General features: G+C 55.9%; 16 protein-coding genes. 13 read left to right on the plus strand and 3 right to left on the minus strand.

Annotated elements, in window-relative coordinates:
* Window positions 1–13 precede the first annotated feature (13 nt).
* The 10 genes from fabZ to tilS all read left to right on the plus strand — a co-directional run bounded on the left by fabZ (window position 14) and on the right by tilS (window position 13513).
* Complete coding sequence (gene fabZ / locus CDA56_RS06295) at window positions 14–469, plus strand: 3-hydroxyacyl-ACP dehydratase FabZ (RefSeq protein ID WP_004098761.1); 456 nt, start codon at window positions 14–16, stop codon at window positions 467–469.
* Between the two features lie 3 nt (window positions 470–472).
* A complete protein-coding gene (lpxA, locus tag CDA56_RS06300; RefSeq protein WP_004098763.1) occupies window positions 473–1261 on the plus strand; it encodes an acyl-ACP--UDP-N-acetylglucosamine O-acyltransferase in 789 nt (262 codons plus the stop codon).
* Window positions 1261–2409 (plus strand): lipid-A-disaccharide synthase, encoded by a 1149-nt coding sequence (gene lpxB, locus CDA56_RS06305; protein ID WP_102803164.1) that lies wholly within the window; start codon window positions 1261–1263, stop codon window positions 2407–2409. Before lpxA ends, lpxB begins: the two co-directional genes overlap by 1 nt.
* Window positions 2406–3002 carry a ribonuclease HII gene (rnhB, locus tag CDA56_RS06310; RefSeq protein WP_014228005.1) on the plus strand — a complete coding sequence of 199 codons (597 nt, stop codon included), beginning with the start codon at window positions 2406–2408 and terminating at the stop codon, window positions 3000–3002. The genes lpxB and rnhB overlap by 4 nt, the downstream gene beginning before the upstream one ends.
* Before the next feature lie 38 nt (window positions 3003–3040).
* Window positions 3041–6523, plus strand: coding sequence for a DNA polymerase III subunit alpha (dnaE, locus tag CDA56_RS06315; RefSeq protein ID WP_049080690.1), 3483 nt, complete (start codon window positions 3041–3043; stop codon window positions 6521–6523).
* Between the two features lie 12 nt (window positions 6524–6535).
* Entirely contained in the window at window positions 6536–7495 is a 960-nt protein-coding gene (gene accA, locus CDA56_RS06320) for an acetyl-CoA carboxylase carboxyl transferase subunit alpha (RefSeq protein WP_004137983.1), read from the plus strand.
* A 190-nt stretch (window positions 7496–7685) separates the two neighbouring features.
* On the plus strand, window positions 7686–9476 hold the full coding sequence (locus CDA56_RS06325; protein ID WP_104011301.1) for a chitinase: 1791 nt from the start codon (window positions 7686–7688) through the stop codon (window positions 9474–9476).
* Between the two features lie 75 nt (window positions 9477–9551).
* The gene (locus CDA56_RS06330; protein WP_025107388.1) at window positions 9552–11690 is read left to right on the plus strand and encodes a lysine decarboxylase LdcC; all 2139 of its coding nucleotides are present in this window, start codon (window positions 9552–9554) and stop codon (window positions 11688–11690) included.
* Between the two features lie 62 nt (window positions 11691–11752).
* A complete protein-coding gene (locus CDA56_RS06335; protein ID WP_004098774.1) occupies window positions 11753–12142 on the plus strand; it encodes a VOC family protein in 390 nt (129 codons plus the stop codon).
* Window positions 12143–12211: 69 nt separating this feature from the next.
* Window positions 12212–13513 carry a tRNA lysidine(34) synthetase TilS gene (tilS, locus tag CDA56_RS06340; RefSeq protein WP_102803168.1) on the plus strand — a complete coding sequence of 434 codons (1302 nt, stop codon included), beginning with the start codon at window positions 12212–12214 and terminating at the stop codon, window positions 13511–13513.
* Between the two features lie 15 nt (window positions 13514–13528).
* On the opposite strand, the gene rof is transcribed toward tilS, so the two are convergent.
* Entirely contained in the window at window positions 13529–13789 is a 261-nt protein-coding gene (rof, locus tag CDA56_RS06345; RefSeq protein ID WP_004098776.1) for a Rho-binding antiterminator, read from the minus strand.
* On the minus strand, window positions 13776–13976 hold the full coding sequence (locus tag CDA56_RS06350; protein WP_004098778.1) for a YaeP family protein: 201 nt from the start codon (window positions 13974–13976) through the stop codon (window positions 13776–13778). Before CDA56_RS06350 ends, rof begins: the two co-directional genes overlap by 14 nt.
* Before the next feature lie 196 nt (window positions 13977–14172).
* On the opposite strand from CDA56_RS06350, the gene CDA56_RS06355 reads away from it, so the two are divergent.
* From CDA56_RS06355 to nlpE, 3 genes are read left to right on the plus strand one after another with little or no spacing between them, the layout of a single operon-like run.
* Window positions 14173–14718 carry a YaeQ family protein gene (locus CDA56_RS06355; RefSeq protein WP_004098780.1) on the plus strand — a complete coding sequence of 182 codons (546 nt, stop codon included), beginning with the start codon at window positions 14173–14175 and terminating at the stop codon, window positions 14716–14718.
* Window positions 14715–15128: an alternative ribosome rescue aminoacyl-tRNA hydrolase ArfB gene (arfB, locus tag CDA56_RS06360; RefSeq protein ID WP_025107391.1), complete on the plus strand. Its 414-nt coding sequence runs from the start codon at window positions 14715–14717 to the stop codon at window positions 15126–15128. The genes CDA56_RS06355 and arfB overlap by 4 nt, the downstream gene beginning before the upstream one ends.
* A gap of 20 nt (window positions 15129–15148) precedes the next feature.
* Window positions 15149–15871: an envelope stress response activation lipoprotein NlpE gene (gene nlpE, locus CDA56_RS06365; protein ID WP_025107392.1), complete on the plus strand. Its 723-nt coding sequence runs from the start codon at window positions 15149–15151 to the stop codon at window positions 15869–15871.
* Here the strand turns inward: nlpE and CDA56_RS06370 are convergent, their stop codons facing one another.
* Window positions 15872–16693: a YaeF family permuted papain-like enzyme gene (locus CDA56_RS06370; RefSeq protein WP_032748068.1), complete on the minus strand. Its 822-nt coding sequence runs from the start codon at window positions 16691–16693 to the stop codon at window positions 15872–15874.
* Window positions 16694–16733 lie beyond the last annotated feature (40 nt).

The raw sequence follows: 16733 nt of genomic DNA on the forward strand, positions 1-16733 counted from the left end.
CAGGAAGAGTATTTTGACTACTGACACTCATACTCTGCACATTGAAGAGATTCTGGAACTTCTGCCTCACCGATACCCGTTCCTGCTGGTCGATCGCGTGCTGGATTTTGAAGAAGGTCGTTTTCTACGCGCAGTTAAAAATGTTTCTGTAAATGAGCCGTTTTTCCAGGGGCATTTCCCTGGTAAGCCGATTTTACCGGGCGTATTGATTCTCGAAGCTATGGCCCAGGCCACCGGCATTCTGGCATTCAAAAGCGTTGGAAAACTGGAACCGGGCGAGCTGTATTATTTTGCCGGGATTGACGAAGCGCGTTTCAAACGTCCGGTCGTGCCTGGCGATCAGATGATTATGGAAGTCACTTTTGAAAAAACCCGCCGCGGTCTGACTCGCTTTAAAGGCGTTGCAACCGTTGACGGAAAAGTGGTTTGCGAAGCAACGATGATGTGTGCCCGTAGCCGGGAGGCCTGATACGTGATTGATAAAACCGCCTTTATTCATCCTTCCGCCATTGTAGAAGAAGGCGCCGTTATTGGCGCTAACGTCCACGTTGGCCCGTTTTGTATTGTTGGTGCTAACGTCGAAATCGGCGAAGGTACCGTACTGAAATCTCACGTTGTCATCAACGGCCATACCAAAATTGGCCGCGATAACGAGATCTATCAGTTCGCTTCCATCGGCGAAGTTAACCAGGATCTGAAATATGCTGGCGAACCGACCCGCGTGGAAATTGGCGATCGCAACCGCATCCGCGAAAGCGTCACCATTCATCGTGGCACAGTACAGGGCGGTGGATTAACGAAGGTGGGCAGCGATAACCTGCTGATGATCAACGCCCACGTGGCGCACGATTGTACGCTGGGCGACCGCTGTATTCTGGCCAATAACGCGACCCTTGCGGGCCACGTTTCGCTGGATGATTTTGTTATCATCGGCGGCATGACCGCCGTGCATCAGTTCTGCATTATTGGCGCACACGTGATGGTGGGCGGCTGCTCCGGCGTAGCGCAGGACGTTCCGCCGTTCGTGATTGCGCAGGGCAACCACGCGACGCCGTTTGGCGTCAACATCGAAGGGTTGAAACGCCGCGGCTTCAGCCGTGAGGCGATCACTGCGATTCGTAACGCGTATAAGCTGCTGTACCGCAGCGGTAAAACGCTGGACGAAGCGAAAGCTGAAATTGCCGAGCTGGCGGCGCAGTATCCCGAAGTGCAGACCTTTACCGACTTTTTTGCCCGCTCCACGCGCGGCCTGATTCGTTAATGGCTGAATTGCGTCCCCTGACGATTGCCCTGGTCGCCGGAGAAACCTCCGGCGATATTCTTGGTGCCGGTCTTATCCGCGCGCTCAAAGCCCGCATACCTGATGCCCGCTTTGTCGGCGTTGCCGGGCCGTTGATGCAGGCGGAAGGCTGCGAAGCCTGGTATGAGATGGAAGAGCTGGCGGTGATGGGCGTTGTGGAAGTGCTGGGTCGCCTGCGCCGTCTGCTGCATATTCGCGCCGATCTCACCCGTCGATTGACCGAGCTTAAGCCAGACGTATTCGTCGGCATTGATGCGCCTGACTTCAATATCACCCTCGAAGGTAATCTGAAGAAGCAGGGTATCAAAACCATCCATTACGTCAGCCCCTCGGTGTGGGCATGGCGGCAAAAACGCGTTTTCAAAATTGGCAGATCCACCGATCTGGTACTGGCATTTCTGCCTTTCGAAAAAGCGTTTTATGATAAATTCAACGTTCCCTGCCGGTTTATTGGCCACACGATGGCGGATGCGATGCCGCTGGACCCGGATAAAGGCGCTGCGCGCGACCGTCTGGGGATCGATCGTAACGTGCATTGCCTGGCGCTGCTGCCGGGAAGCCGCGGGGCGGAAGTTGAGATGCTCAGCGCTGATTTTCTGAAAACGGCGCAGCTCCTGCGAGACCATTATCCTGACCTGGAAGTGGTTGTCCCGCTGGTCAACGCGAAGCGGCGGGAACAGTTCGAGCGCATCAAAGCGGAAACGGCGCCGGATCTTGCCGTCCACCTGCTCGACGGCCGGGCGCGCGACGCGATGATCGCCAGCGATGCCGCGCTGCTGGCCTCCGGCACGGCTGCGCTGGAGTGTATGCTGGCTAAGTGTCCGATGGTTGTCGGCTATCGGATGAAGCCGTTTACCTTCTGGCTGGCGAAACGGCTGGTGAAGACCGACTATGTGTCGTTGCCGAATTTACTGGCCGGGCGCGAACTGGTTAAAGAACTGCTGCAGGATGAATGCCAGCCGCAGGCGCTGGCCGAGGCGCTGAAGCCGCTGCTGGCCGACGGAAAAACCAGCCACGATATGCATGAAACCTTCCGCGCGCTGCATCAGCAGATCCGCTGCAACGCTGATGAGCAGGCGGCGGATGCCGTACTGGAGTTAGCAAAATGATGGAATTCGTATATCCGCATACCCATCTGGTTGCGGGAGTCGATGAAGTCGGACGCGGCCCGCTGGTTGGCGCGGTGGTGACCGCCGCGGTTATTCTCGATCCGGCAAAGCCGATCGTCGGTCTTAACGACTCAAAAAAGCTAAGCGAAAAACGCCGCCTTGCGCTATTTGACGAGATCAAAGAAAAAGCGCTGTGCTGGAGCCTCGGTCGCGCTGAGCCGCATGAAATCGATGAGCTGAATATTTTGCACGCGACCATGCTGGCCATGCAGCGCGCCGTTGCCGGTTTGCGCGTTTCCCCTGAGTTTGTTCTTATTGATGGTAACCGCTGTCCGCCGCTGCCGATGCCGTCACTGGCGGTCGTCAAAGGCGACAGCCGAGTGGCGGAAATCAGCGCCGCGTCTATTCTGGCTAAAGTGACGCGCGATGCTGAAATGGCCGTACTGGACCGGGAGTTCCCGCAGTACGGCTTTGCGCAACATAAAGGTTATCCCACCGCTTTTCATCTGCAAAAGCTGCTGGAACATGGCGTAATCGAGCAATACCGGCGCAGCTTTGGCCCGGTGAAACGCGCGCTGGGCCTGGCGTCCTGAACTGACACGCAAGCAATCAAGTAACGCGGAATCTGAAGATGGCTGAACCACGTTTCGTACACCTGCGGGTGCACAGCGACTATTCCATGATCGATGGTCTGGCGAAAACCGGACCGTTGGTAAAAAAGGCGGCCGCGCTCGGCATGCCTGCGCTGGCGATCACTGATTTTACCAACCTCTGCGGGCTGGTGAAGTTCTACGGAGCAGGGCACGGTGCCGGAATTAAACCCATTGTAGGGGCAGATTTTCACGTTCAGAGCGATCTGCTTGGCGATGAACTGAGCCAGCTGACGGTACTGGCGACGAACAACGTTGGCTATCAGAATCTGACGCTGCTGATCTCCAAAGCCTATCAGCGCGGCTACGGTGCGGCGGGCCCGATTATCGATCGCGACTGGCTGATCGAATTAAAAGAAGGGCTGATTTTGCTCTCCGGCGGGCGTATGGGCGACGTGGGTCGTAGCCTGCTGCGCGGAAACATGGCGCTGGTGGATCAGTGTGTTGATTTTTATGAACAACATTTCCCTGATTGCTACTTCCTTGAGCTCATTCGCACCGGCCGTCAGGATGAAGAGCCCTACCTGCATGCGGCGGTAGAACTGGCGGAAACCCGCGGCCTACCGGTGGTGGCGACCAACGATGTTCGCTTCCTTGAGCCGGGCGACTTCGACGCCCATGAAATCCGCGTGGCTATCCACGACGGCTTTACCCTCGACGATCCCAAGCGTCCGCGCAACTACTCGCCGCAGCAGTATATGCGCAGCGAAGAGGAGATGTGCGAGCTCTTTTCCGATATTCCCGAAGCGCTGCAAAACACCGTGGAGATCGCCAAACGCTGTAACGTGACCGTGCGCCTTGGCGAGTACTTCCTGCCGCAGTTCCCGACGGGGGATATGACCACCGAAGATTATCTGGTTAAGAAATCCAAAGAGGGTCTGGAAGAGCGTCTGGAATTCCTGTTCCCCGATCCGGATGAGCGGGCTAAACGCCGTCCCGAATATGATGAACGCCTGGATATTGAGCTGCAGGTGATTAACCAGATGGGGTTCCCGGGCTACTTCCTGATCGTTATGGAGTTTATCCAGTGGTCGAAGGATAACGGCGTGCCGGTAGGGCCGGGACGTGGTTCCGGCGCCGGATCGCTGGTGGCCTATGCGCTGAAAATTACCGACCTCGATCCGCTGGAGTTCGACCTGCTGTTCGAACGTTTCCTTAACCCGGAACGTGTCTCCATGCCCGACTTCGACGTTGACTTTTGTATGGAGAAGCGCGACCAGGTGATTGAACACGTCGCGGACATGTACGGTCGCGATGCGGTCTCGCAGATTATTACCTTCGGCACCATGGCGGCGAAAGCGGTTATCCGCGACGTTGGCCGCGTGCTGGGCCACCCGTACGGCTTTGTGGACCGCATTTCCAAGCTGGTACCGCCCGATCCGGGTATGACGCTGGCGAAAGCGTTTGAAGCCGAGCCGCAGCTGCCGGAGATTTACGAGGCGGACGAAGAGGTTAAAGCGCTGATCGACATGGCGCGTAAGCTCGAAGGGGTCACCCGTAACGCCGGTAAACATGCGGGCGGGGTGGTGATTGCGCCCACCAAAATAACCGATTTTGCCCCGCTGTACTGCGATGAAGCGGGCCAGCATCCGGTTACCCAGTTTGATAAGAACGACGTTGAATATGCCGGGCTGGTGAAGTTCGACTTCCTCGGTCTGCGTACGCTCACCATCATTAACTGGGCGCTGGAGATGATCAACGCCCGCCGCGAGAAGAACGGCGAGGGGCCGCTGGATATCGCCGCTATCCCGCTGGATGATAAAAAAAGCTTCGACATGCTGCAGCGTTCGGAAACCACCGCCGTCTTCCAGCTTGAATCGCGCGGTATGAAGGATCTGATCAAGCGTCTGCAGCCTGACTGCTTTGAAGATATGATCGCTCTGGTGGCCCTGTTCCGACCGGGGCCGCTGCAGTCGGGAATGGTGGATAACTTTATCGACCGTAAGCACGGTCGCGAAGAGATATCGTATCCGGACGTACAGTGGCAGCACGAATGTCTGAAACCGGTACTGGAGCCAACCTATGGCATTATCCTGTACCAGGAACAGGTCATGCAGATTGCCCAGGAGCTTTCCGGCTATACCCTCGGCGGCGCGGATATGCTGCGTCGTGCGATGGGTAAGAAAAAGCCGGAAGAGATGGCCAAGCAGCGCGGCACCTTTGAAGAAGGGGCGAGAAAGCGCGGCGTTGACGGCGAACTGGCGATTAAAATCTTTGACCTGGTAGAGAAGTTCGCCGGTTATGGATTTAACAAATCGCACTCTGCCGCTTATGCTTTAGTGTCCTATCAGACGCTGTGGCTGAAGGCGCACTATCCGGCTGAATTTATGGCGGCGGTAATGACCGCGGATATGGATAACACCGAGAAGGTTGTCGGCCTGGTGGATGAGTGCTGGCGGATGGGGCTGAAAATCCTGCCGCCGGATATTAACTCCGGCCTGTACCATTTTCACGTTAACGACGATGGCGAAATCGTTTATGGTATCGGCGCCATCAAAGGCGTCGGCGAAGGTCCGATAGAAGCGATCATTGAAGCCCGTAATCAGGGCGGCTATTTCCGCGAACTGTTCGATCTCTGCGCGCGTACGGATATTAAAAAGCTCAACCGCCGGGTGCTGGAAAAACTGATTATGTCCGGGGCCTTCGATCGCCTCGGGCCGCATCGCGCGGCGTTAATGAATTCACTGGGCGATGCGCTAAAAGCCGCCGATCAGCACGCCAAAGCCGAAGCTATCGGTCAGGCGGACATGTTCGGCGTACTGGCGGAAGAGCCTGAGCAAATTGAACAGTCCTACGCCAGCTGCCAGCCGTGGCCGGAACAGGTCGTGCTGGATGGCGAAAGGGAGACCCTGGGGCTGTATCTGACCGGGCATCCGATTAACCAGTACTTGAAAGAGATCGAGCGCTACGTAGGCGGCGTACGACTCAAAGACATGCATCCGACCGATCGTGGTAAAGTGACCACGGCGGCCGGGCTCGTTATTGCCGCGCGGGTCATGGTCACCAAGCGCGGCAATCGTATCGGCATCTGCACGCTGGATGACCGTTCCGGGCGTCTGGAGGTGATGTTGTTCACCGACGCCCTGGATAAATACCAGCAGCTGCTGGAAAAAGACCGCATACTTATCGTCAGCGGACAGGTCAGCTTTGATGACTTCAGCGGGGGGCTTAAAATGACCGCTCGTGAAGTCATGGACATTGACGAAGCCCGGGAAAAATATGCTCGCGGGCTTGCTATCTCGCTGACGGACAGGCAAATTGATGACCAGCTTTTAAACCGACTCCGTCAGTCTCTGGAACCCCACCGTTCGGGAACTATTCCAGTACACCTCTATTATCAGAGGGCGGATGCACGCGCGCGGTTGCGTTTTGGCGCAACATGGCGCGTCTCTCCGAGCGATCGTTTACTTAACGATCTGCGTGGCCTTATCGGCTCGGAGCAGGTGGAACTGGAGTTTGACTAATACAGGAATACTATGAGTCTGAATTTCCTTGATTTTGAACAGCCGATTGCAGAGCTGGAAGCGAAAATCGATTCTCTGACTGCGGTTAGCCGCCAGGATGAGAAACTGGATATTAATATCGATGAAGAAGTGCATCGCCTGCGTGAAAAGAGCGTAGAGCTGACGCGCAAGATCTTCGCCGATCTTGGTGCATGGCAGGTTGCGCAACTGGCGCGTCATCCACGTCGCCCGTACACCCTGGATTATGTCCGCCTGGCTTTCGACGAATTCGACGAACTGGCCGGTGACCGTGCCTATGCTGACGATAAAGCTATCGTCGGCGGGATTGCGCGTCTGGACGGGCGTCCGGTAATGATTATCGGCCACCAGAAAGGGCGCGAAACCAAAGAGAAAATTCGCCGCAACTTCGGTATGCCGGCGCCGGAAGGCTATCGTAAGGCACTGCGCCTGATGGAAATGGCCGAACGCTTTAAAATGCCGATCATCACCTTCATCGACACCCCGGGCGCCTACCCGGGCGTCGGTGCGGAAGAGCGCGGCCAGTCTGAAGCGATTGCCCGCAACCTGCGTGAAATGTCGCGTCTGAGCGTCCCGGTTATCTGCACCGTTATCGGTGAAGGTGGTTCCGGCGGCGCGCTGGCAATCGGCGTGGGCGATAAAGTGAATATGCTGCAGTACAGCACCTATTCCGTTATCTCCCCGGAAGGCTGTGCCTCCATTTTGTGGAAAAGCGCCGATAAAGCGCCGCTGGCCGCCGAAGCTATGGGGATTGTTGCCCCGCGTCTGAAAGAGCTGAAGCTGATTGACTCCATCATTCCTGAGCCGCTGGGCGGCGCGCATCGTAATCCGGAAGTCATGGCCGCCTCTCTGAAAGCGCAGCTGCTGGCCGATCTGGCTGACCTCGATGTTCTGAGTGAAGAAGAGCTGCTGAACCGTCGCTATCAGCGTCTGATGAGCTACGGCTACGCCTGATTATCTGACTCATTTTTTATCCCTAAGGGCCGGATTTTCCGGCCCTTTTTTTATGTGTTGTTTACTGAGACGAGATGAGATGAATAAGAGCAATTGTGATTAGCCGATGATGCCGATCTCTCCTGAAACTGCAGCAACTGCCAGGGATTGCGACCCGGCAGGCCGTTAACAAGGATAAAGGAGAAATACTATGGCATTGCACAAAACCGTCGCATTAAGCGCCGTGGCCGCAGGGATCATGTTAAGCCTGGGGGCCGCACAGGCCACACCGTTGCTTGGCGCAACGGAAGCGACAACCATCAAGGCGAGTGACCTGGCCGCGAAAGAAAAAGCCTTAACCGACTTTCCGCTCATGACATCGGTAAAATCATCGATTCAAACGCTGCCGAACAGCGAAGTTGAAAAAATCGAGCCGGGTCTGGCGACTAACCCGGCAAACGTGAAGCGCGTGGAAAGCATTCTGTCCGAAAAGGATTGGGAATATCTGTTCCCGATGCGCGCGGCAGAATATACCTACTCTAACTTTCTGAAAGCTATTGGTAAATTCCCTGCGGTTTGCGGGACCTATACCGACGGACGCGATAGCGATGCCATATGCCGTAAATCTCTGGCAACCATGTTTGCCCACTTTGCTCAGGAAACCGGCGGCCACGAAAGCTGGCGCGGTATTCCCGAGTGGCGCCAGGCGCTGGTTTATCTCCGTGAAGTGGGCTGGGTTGAAGGTCAGAAAGGCGGCTACAACGGGGAGTGTAACCCGGATATCTGGCAGGGGCAGACCTGGCCCTGCGGTAAAGATAAAGACGGCGACTACCTGAGCTACTTTGGCCGCGGCGCAAAACAGCTCTCCTATAACTACAACTACGGCCCGTTCTCCGATGCCATGTACGATGGCGACGTTCGTCCTCTGCTGGATAAACCGGAGCGGGTGGCGGATACCTGGATGAACCTGGCGAGCGCGGTGTTCTTCTTCGTTTACCCGCAGCCGCCGAAGCCCTCTATGCTGCACGTCATCGACGGAACCTGGGTACCAAACGATCATGATAAAGCGAATGGCCTGGTTGAAGGCTTTGGGGTCACCATTCAAATTATCAACGGCGGCGTCGAGTGCGGCGGGGCGGAAGAGAACGCGCAGTCTCTGAACCGTATTGCCTACTACAAAGAGTTCGCAAACTACCTGAAAGTGCCGATTGCTGATGATGAAGTTCTCGGCTGTAAGAATATGAAGCAGTTCGATGAAGGCGGCGCGGGCGCGTTACCGATTTACTGGGAAGAGGATTGGGGATGGAGCCCGGACACCGCTGACGGCAAGACTAACGCCTGCCAGCTGGTGGGCTACCAGACGCCGTATAGCGCCTTTAAACAAGGTGACTATGCGAAGTGCGTCCAGAGCCACTTCAACGTCAATATCATCGACGATACCGGCCAGGCCGAGGATACTACCCCGGCGACGCCTGACGATACCACGCCTGCGCAGGAAACTAACGTGGCGCCGGTTGCGCGTATCGCCGGTCCGATTGGCGCTATCGAAGCGGGCGCCAGGGTTTCCCTGAGCGCGGAGGGCTCTACCGATGCGAATGGCGATAAGCTCACCTATACCTGGATGTCGCAGGACGGTCAGACTATCAGCGGACAGGATAAAGCCGTTATCACCTTTACCGCTCCGGAAAAAGATCGCGATGCGCAATATGTGGTGAGCCTGACGGTAAGCGACGGGACCTTGTCCAGCACCGCAACGTACACCCTGAACGTGAAGGCTAAAGCTGCTGCTGCGGATGAAACGACCGATGGCAAAGACAGCGACACCATCAGCTATCCTTCCTGGAGCAGTACCCAGACCTGGAAAGCGGGCGATATCGTTAATAACCACGGCGCGCTGTATCAGTGTAAACCGCTACCTGAAGGGGCGTGGTGCAACGTGGCGCCGACCTACTATGAGCCCGGCGCAGGCATTGCCTGGGGCGATGCGTGGAAAGCGCTGTAATAGAGATAAATCCGCCAGTGCTTAGCGCTGGCGGGGTGATATGATGCTTTCCTTAGGTAAATTCAGGAGGAAAGCGTGAATATCATTGCGATCATGGGTCCCCACGGCGTCTATTATAAAGACGAACCGATCAAAGAACTGGAAGCCGCCCTGCAACGGCAAGGTTTCCAGACCATCTGGCCGCAAAATAGCGCCGATCTTTTGCAATTTATCGAGCATAATCCGCGGATCTGCGGGGTTATTTTTGACTGGGATGAATATAGCGTTGATCTGTGCAGCGATATTAATTGCTTAAATGAATATCTACCGCTGTACGCATTTATCAACGCCCATTCGACGATGGACGTCAGCAGCCAGGACCTGCGCATGACGCTATGGTTCTTTGAATACGCGCTGGGGCTGGCGGAAGAGATCGCTACCCGCATCGGTCAATACACCCGCGAATACCTCGACAACATAACCCCGCCGTTTACCAAAGCCTTGTTCAACTATGTGCAGGAGGGGAAATATACTTTCTGTACCCCCGGGCATATGGGCGGCTCGGCATATCAAAAAAGTCCGGTGGGCTGTCTGTTTTATGATTTCTTTGGCGGGAATACCCTAAAGGCCGACGTCTCTATTTCCGTGACGGAGCTGGGATCGCTGCTCGATCATAGCGGTCCGCATCTGGAGGCGGAAGAGTATATTGCCCGCGCATTCGGCGCCGAACAGAGCTATATGGTGACCAACGGAACCTCGACGTCGAATAAGATTGTCGGTATGTATTCTGCTCCGGCGGGCAGCACCCTGCTTATCGATCGCAACTGCCATAAATCGTTGGCTCATTTACTGATGATGAGCGACGTGGTGCCGCTGTGGCTAAAGCCGACGCGCAATGCGCTAGGGATCCTCGGCGGCATACCCAAGCGCGAATTTACCCGCGACAGTATTCAGCAAAAGGTTAATGCGACAGGCGGCGCCGGGTGGCCTGTGCATGCGGTGATCACCAACTCCACCTATGACGGACTGCTGTATAACACCACCTGGATCAAAGAGACCCTCGACGTACCGTCAATCCACTTTGATTCCGCCTGGGTGCCCTATACCCATTTTCATCCGATCTATCAGGGTAAAAGCGGGATGAGCGGCGATCGCATTGCGGGGAAAGTGATCTTTGAAACGCAGTCGACGCATAAAATGCTGGCCGCGCTATCGCAGGCTTCGCTGATTCATATTAAAGGCAGCTATGATGAGGATACCTTCAATGAAGCCTTTATGATGCACACCTCGACCTCCCCGAGCTACCCGATCGTTGCCTCCATTGAGACGGCTGCCGCCATGCTGCGCGGCAACTCCGGCAGACGACTGATTCAGCGTTCGATTGAGCGGGCGCTGGATTTTCGTAAAGAGGTGCAGCGGTTGCGCGAAGAGTCTGACGGCTGGTTTTTTGATATCTGGCAGCCGGAAGAGGTGGGGGAAGCGCAGTGCTGGCCGGTTTCACCCGGAGAAAGGTGGCATGGCTTTCAGGACGCCGATGACGACCATATGTTCCTCGATCCGGTGAAAGTCACCATTCTGACGCCCGGTATGGACGAGCAGGGCAACATGGATAGCGAAGGCATTCCGGCCGCGCTGGTGGCGAAGTTCCTTGATGAGCGCGGCGTGGTGGTAGAAAAAACCGGGCCGTACAACCTGCTGTTCCTGTTCAGTATCGGTATAGATAAAACCCGGGCGATGGGGCTGCTGCGCGGATTGACCGAGTTCAAACGCGCTTACGATCTCAATTTACGGGTGAAAAACATGCTGCCGGATCTGTACGCCGAAGATCCGGATTTTTACCGCAACATGCGTATTCAGGATCTGGCTCAGGGTATTCATCGTCTGATTCGCCAGCACCAGCTCTCGCAGCTGATGCTTAGCGCTTTCGACGTCCTGCCGGAGATGAAAATGACGCCGCATCAGGCCTGGCAGCGGCAGATTAAAGGCGAAGTGGAAACCATTGAACTGGAGAATCTGGTCGGGCGTATTTCAGCGAATATGATCCTACCGTACCCGCCCGGCGTGCCGCTGCTGATGCCCGGCGAGATGATCGCCGAAGAGAGCCGCGCGGTGCTCAATTTCCTGCTTATGCTGTGCTCCATCGGCCGCCACTATCCGGGTTTCGAAACCGATATCCACGGCGCGAAACGCGATGAAGACGGCGTGTACTGGGTTCGAGTCTTAAAAAATGACTAAGCGCTTGCGCACTCACGAACTGAACGAGTAACTTTGTTGGCTTCAACTGGAGGAGTTGTACCATGCTGGGTTTAAAACGGGTTCACCATATCGCCATCATTGCGACGGATTATGCGAAGAGTAAAGCCTTCTACTGCGACATTCTGGGGTTCACCCTGCAGGGCGAGTTCTATCGCCAGGAGCGCGATTCATGGAAGGGCGATCTGGCGCTAAATGGCGAATATGTTATTGAACTCTTTTCATTCCCGTTTCCTCCTGCGCGTCCGAGCCGCCCCGAAGCCTGCGGGCTGCGCCATCTGGCGTTTAGCGTTGATGATGTCGATGCCGCCGTTGCGCATCTTGAGGCCCACGGCGTGGCCTGTGAAGGCGTTCGTATCGACCCCTTCACCGGTAAACGATTCACCTTTTTTAACGATCCGGACGGGCTACCGCTGGAGATTTATCAGCAGTAATTCTTGTCAGAGCGTGTTCTGCCGGGTAACGTGCCGGACACGCTTTCCTCAGTTAGTACTCTCATGATGATGATCCCCGACATGGCGCAAACGCTACAGCCGCACCGCCATTTTTTAGTGGCCTTTAGCGGCGGGCTGGATTCGAGCGTGCTCCTGTATCGCCTGGTTTGCTGGCGCGAACAGGATCCTACCGTTCAGCTGCGGGCGATGCATATTCACCACGGCCTCAGCGCGAACGCCGACGATTGGGTGGCGCACTGCCGACAAATATGCCAGCAGTGGCAGGTACCGCTTTTGGTTGAACGGGTGGCGCTCGCCGATGAGGGGCTGGGGATTGAGGCCCACGCGCGTCAGGCGCGCTATCAGGCTTTCCGTTCGGCGCTATTACCCGGCGAAGCGCTGGTGACGGCACAGCATCTTGACGACCAGTGTGAAACCTTTCTGTTGGCGCTTAAGCGGGGGAGCGGCCCAACCGGGCTTTCGGCGATGGCCGGCGAGTCCGATTTTGCCGGGACGAAACTGCTGCGTCCGCTGCTTAACGAAAGCCGCGACTCCCTGCACCGGTGGGCGATAGCCCATCAGCTCAGCTGGATTGAAGACGAAAGTAACCAGGACGACGCCTACGATCGCAATTTTCTCCGCCTGCGAATTGTTCCGCTGCTTAGCGCTCGCTGGCCGCACTTCGCCGAGGCCGTAGCGCGCAGCGCCAGCCTGTGCGGCGAGCAGGAACAGCTGCTGGATGAAATGCTCGCTGCGGAGCTGGCAACGCTGGTGGCGGAGGATGGCGCGTTGACTATCGAACCGTTGGCGGCCATGAGCGCCCCGCGTCGGGCCGCGCTGCTGCGCCGCTGGCTGGCTGGGCTCAATGCGCCGATGCCTTCGCGCGAGATGCCGGAGCGTATCTGGCGTGAAGTGGCGATGGCGCGCGAGGATGCGTATCCCTGCCTGCGCCTTGGCCAATTCGCCGTTCGTCGCTATCAGCAACGGCTGCACTGGGTGAAATATCTCCCCGGACAGAGCGAGACGGTGCTGGCGTGGCGCGATATTGCCAGGCCGCTGCCGTTACCCGACGGCCTTGGCGAACTGAAGCTCCTGGCCGGCGGCCCGTTACGCGGCCCGCGCCAGGATGAAGCGGTCACTATTCGTTTTCGCGCCAGCGGTAACCTGCATATCGTCGGCCGCCGGGGCGGCCGCAAGCTGAAGAAAATCTGGCAGGAGCTCAACGTTGCGCCCTGGCGGCGCGATACCACGCCGCTGCTGTTTTACGGCGAAACGCTTATCGCCGCAGCCGATGGTCTGTTTATTACCGTCGATGGGAAAGTTCAGGAAGGTGAAGGCGTGCAGATGATGTGGATGAAAACGGGCGGCTGAGCCACCCGTTTTGCTTCAGGACTCGCTAACCACTACCGTACCGATTTCCGGATGGCTGAAGCTGGCGATTTTATCCAGGCGCAGTTCGCGGACGTCACCGGCGAGCTCCACGACGAGATACTCGATATTTTTGCGCGAGATAAGATCGTTGGCCTTCGCTTGCAGCTGTTCGCCATCTTTGAGCTCCAGCGCCAGGACCAGATGGTGCTGACAGGCAAGTTCGAGGTTGTCATAATCATCGCAATTGATGGGTTGATAAGTATCATTCATTGACATAATCGCTCACCAGTAAGTTTGCCGCCGCATATGCGGCCTTTTCCCTGACTGACTCAGCAAGGGCCTGATCCGCCGCAACCTCATTCAATACTTTCAACACGCAACCTAGCGCATCCGGGATATACCCAAGGTCCCCGCTGGCTATTTCCGCATACCGCTTGCGTATTAACTCACAATATTTGTCCACATGCCCTCCTGTCAGCGTTCTGACTTAACCGTGGGATGTAAGTTTAAGCCTACGAAGATAAACTCTGTTTAGCAAGGTGACTATACCATAGTCATTTAAGCAATATCAGCAGGATGAAAGGGGATCCTGCGATTGCTGACAGCCTTTTGCCGCCAGTTTCGCTACAATGAACGCCATTTTTATCAGGAGTTTCCTCATGGCGCTGAAAGCGACGATTTATAAAGCGACGGTGAACGTGGCCGACCTGGACCGAAACCAGTTTCTGGATGCCAGTTTGACGCTTGCCCAGCATCCGTCAGAAACCCAGGAGCGCATGATGCTGCGCCTGCTGGCGTGGATGAAATACGCCGACGAGCGTCTGCAGTTTACCCGCGGTCTGTCTTCCGATGATGAAGCTGAACTCTGGCTGCTAAACGATCATCTGGGCGTTGATCTATGGATTGAACTGGGGCTGCCGGACGAACGGCGGATTAAAAAAGCCTGTTCGCGGGCGCAAGAGGTGGCGCTGTTTGCCTATAATAGCCGGGCGGCAGAAATCTGGTGGCAGCAAAATAAAAGCAAAATGGCACAGTTTTCAAAGCTAACCGTATGGTATTTAGATGATACTCAGCTGGCGCAGCTCAGTGCTTTTGCCGATCGGACAATGTCGCTACAGGCGACTATCCAGGATGGCGCTATCTGGTTATCTGACGCTAAGAATAATCTGGAAATTCATTTAACGGCCTGGCAAACATCCGCATGATTACGATTAGCCGCAGCGTGGCGATTGCGGATGACGAGGTCTCGCTTTCCGGGATACGCGCCCAGGGGGCGGGCGGTCAGCATGTCAATAAAGCATCGACGGCTATCCATTTGCGCTTTGATATTAAGGCATCGAGCCTGCCCGAGTATTATAAGGAACGTCTGCTTACCTCCAGCCATCACTTAATTTCTGCCGAGGGTGTGGTTATCATTAAGGCTCAGGAATATCGCAGCCAGGAGATGAATCGCGAAGCGGCGATTGCGCGTCTGGTTGCCTTAATACAAGAATTAACCGCAGTGCAGAAGCACCGCCGGGAGACGCGGCCGACCAGAGCGTCAAAAGAGCGCCGGCTTGCCTCAAAGGCGCAAAAATCCTCAGTTAAGGCGCTGCGTGGGAAAGTTCGTCCTTAAAGGCATGGCGAACCGGTGGAATGGATAATAAGGAATTTACAGTGAAGAAAATCGTATTTTCAGTCGTGGCGGCATGCTCGCTTTTTGCCCTATTCGGCTGTAACCATCGCGCGGAGATGGACACGCTACAACCGGCGCCGATGGAAGAGCTAAAGCCGATGCAGCAGAGCTGGCGCGGCGTGCTGCCGTGTGCCGACTGCGAAGGCATCGAAACTTCGCTCTTTCTTGAGAAAGACGGCACCTGGGTGATGAACGAGCGGTATCAGGGCGTCAGTCGCGAGCCTTCCTCCTTTGCTTCCTATGGCACCTGGGCGCGCACGGCCGATAAGCTGGTGCTGACCGACAGCAAAGGCGAGAAGTCTTACTATCGGGCGAAGGGCGACAAGCTGGAAATGCTCGATCGCGACGGTAATCCCATCGAGTCTACGCTGAACTATACGCTTGAGTCAGTCAAATCCAGCCTGCCCATCACGCCAATGGCGATGCGCGGAATGTACTTCTATATGGCGGATGCCGCGACCTTTACCGATTGCGCAACCGGCAAGCGAGTGGCAGTCGCGAATAACGCGCAGCTCGAGCGTGATTATGCCGCGGCGCGCGGAACGGATACTCGCCCGGTGCTGCTGGTGGTTGAGGGGCACTTTACGCTGGAAGCGAATCCGGATTCGGGAGCGCCGGTTAAAGTTCTGGCGGTGGATTCACCAGGCAAGTTTTATCAAAAAGAAGACTGCAATTCTCGTTAGTTAATTGAGTCCTACGAGACGGCTTGTCTTGATATAAATTCCCAATTTAAGATGCCCGATATACTGCAATTGTGTTTCGGGCTTAAAGTTTGCCACGTCCCCCTCACGCATATGAAGCAGGTCTGATGGGCTAATCCAGCCCGGTTGAGCCAGGGTCAGCGGGTGTCCGGCCTTCGCGAAGGCATCGCTGACAAACTCAGAACAAAACCACATTTTTTTGTCCCCGGAAACGGCATCGCTAAGCTGCGCTTTGGCCAGGCCATTCACGCACTGCTGGCGGAAATCTTTCGAAAAGGGATTCAGGGAGCAGAGCTGTTTGGTTACCATAAAGGGCACAAATTCAATGATGCCGCGATAGTTATAGCCGCTGTTTCTGTTTTTATAGGCGAAATTTTTAATGCCTGCGGCCTGTTGCGGCGTGAGGTCAGGCGCTCTTAGAGCAAACAGCTTATCGCTGTGCCGCATCGCTTGCTGGAGCGGAATAATCTGCACCCCAGCGCCGGTTGCTTCTGCAACCTGGTTATCACCGATATAGATAGCAACATGGCTAACGGACGATGTGCTAAAAGCACGAATCCCCAGGGACGTCACGCCAATGCTGGAAGAGAAAAGGAGATCGCCGGGGAGCAGGTCTTGTGCGTTAATTTCAGTCAGCGTGTTATTAGCCACCGAGCTCTGGCGCTGAAGTTTAACTGCCCATTGCTGCGATGGTGGCTTAATAGCGGAAGCGGAAGGCGCGGACCGGCTGACGTCTACCGTGCAGGCCGAAAGTAAAAACAATGCGGGAAAAAGCAGGACATAATTTGCCCGTTGTTTAGCCATGATTACAATCCTTGTAAAAAAGAGGCTCTGAAACCAGAGC

Origin of the sequence: Klebsiella michiganensis, from assembly GCF_002925905.1 — a bacterium.
GTDB classification, from domain to species: Bacteria; Pseudomonadota; Gammaproteobacteria; order Enterobacterales; family Enterobacteriaceae; genus Klebsiella; species Klebsiella michiganensis.

What these genes read in the sequence shown, in the direction of transcription:
- lpxB (WP_102803164.1), top strand. Translation starts at nt 1,261, where the DNA reads ATGGCTGAATTGCGTCCCCTGACGATTGCCCTGGTCGCCGGAGAAACC.
- nlpE (WP_025107392.1), top strand. Translation starts at nt 15,149, where the DNA reads ATGGATAATAAGGAATTTACAGTGAAGAAAATCGTATTTTCAGTCGTG.
- CDA56_RS06335 (WP_004098774.1), top strand. Translation starts at nt 11,753, where the DNA reads ATGCTGGGTTTAAAACGGGTTCACCATATCGCCATCATTGCGACGGAT.
- rof (WP_004098776.1), bottom strand. Translation starts at nt 13,789, where the DNA reads ATGTCAATGAATGATACTTATCAACCCATCAATTGCGATGATTATGAC.
- rnhB (WP_014228005.1), top strand. Translation starts at nt 2,406, where the DNA reads ATGATGGAATTCGTATATCCGCATACCCATCTGGTTGCGGGAGTCGAT.
- tilS (WP_102803168.1), top strand. Translation starts at nt 12,212, where the DNA reads ATGATCCCCGACATGGCGCAAACGCTACAGCCGCACCGCCATTTTTTA.
- CDA56_RS06370 (WP_032748068.1), bottom strand. Translation starts at nt 16,693, where the DNA reads ATGGCTAAACAACGGGCAAATTATGTCCTGCTTTTTCCCGCATTGTTT.
- arfB (WP_025107391.1), top strand. Translation starts at nt 14,715, where the DNA reads ATGATTACGATTAGCCGCAGCGTGGCGATTGCGGATGACGAGGTCTCG.
- CDA56_RS06355 (WP_004098780.1), top strand. Translation starts at nt 14,173, where the DNA reads ATGGCGCTGAAAGCGACGATTTATAAAGCGACGGTGAACGTGGCCGAC.
- CDA56_RS06325 (WP_104011301.1), top strand. Translation starts at nt 7,686, where the DNA reads ATGGCATTGCACAAAACCGTCGCATTAAGCGCCGTGGCCGCAGGGATC.
- accA (WP_004137983.1), top strand. Translation starts at nt 6,536, where the DNA reads ATGAGTCTGAATTTCCTTGATTTTGAACAGCCGATTGCAGAGCTGGAA.
- dnaE (WP_049080690.1), top strand. Translation starts at nt 3,041, where the DNA reads ATGGCTGAACCACGTTTCGTACACCTGCGGGTGCACAGCGACTATTCC.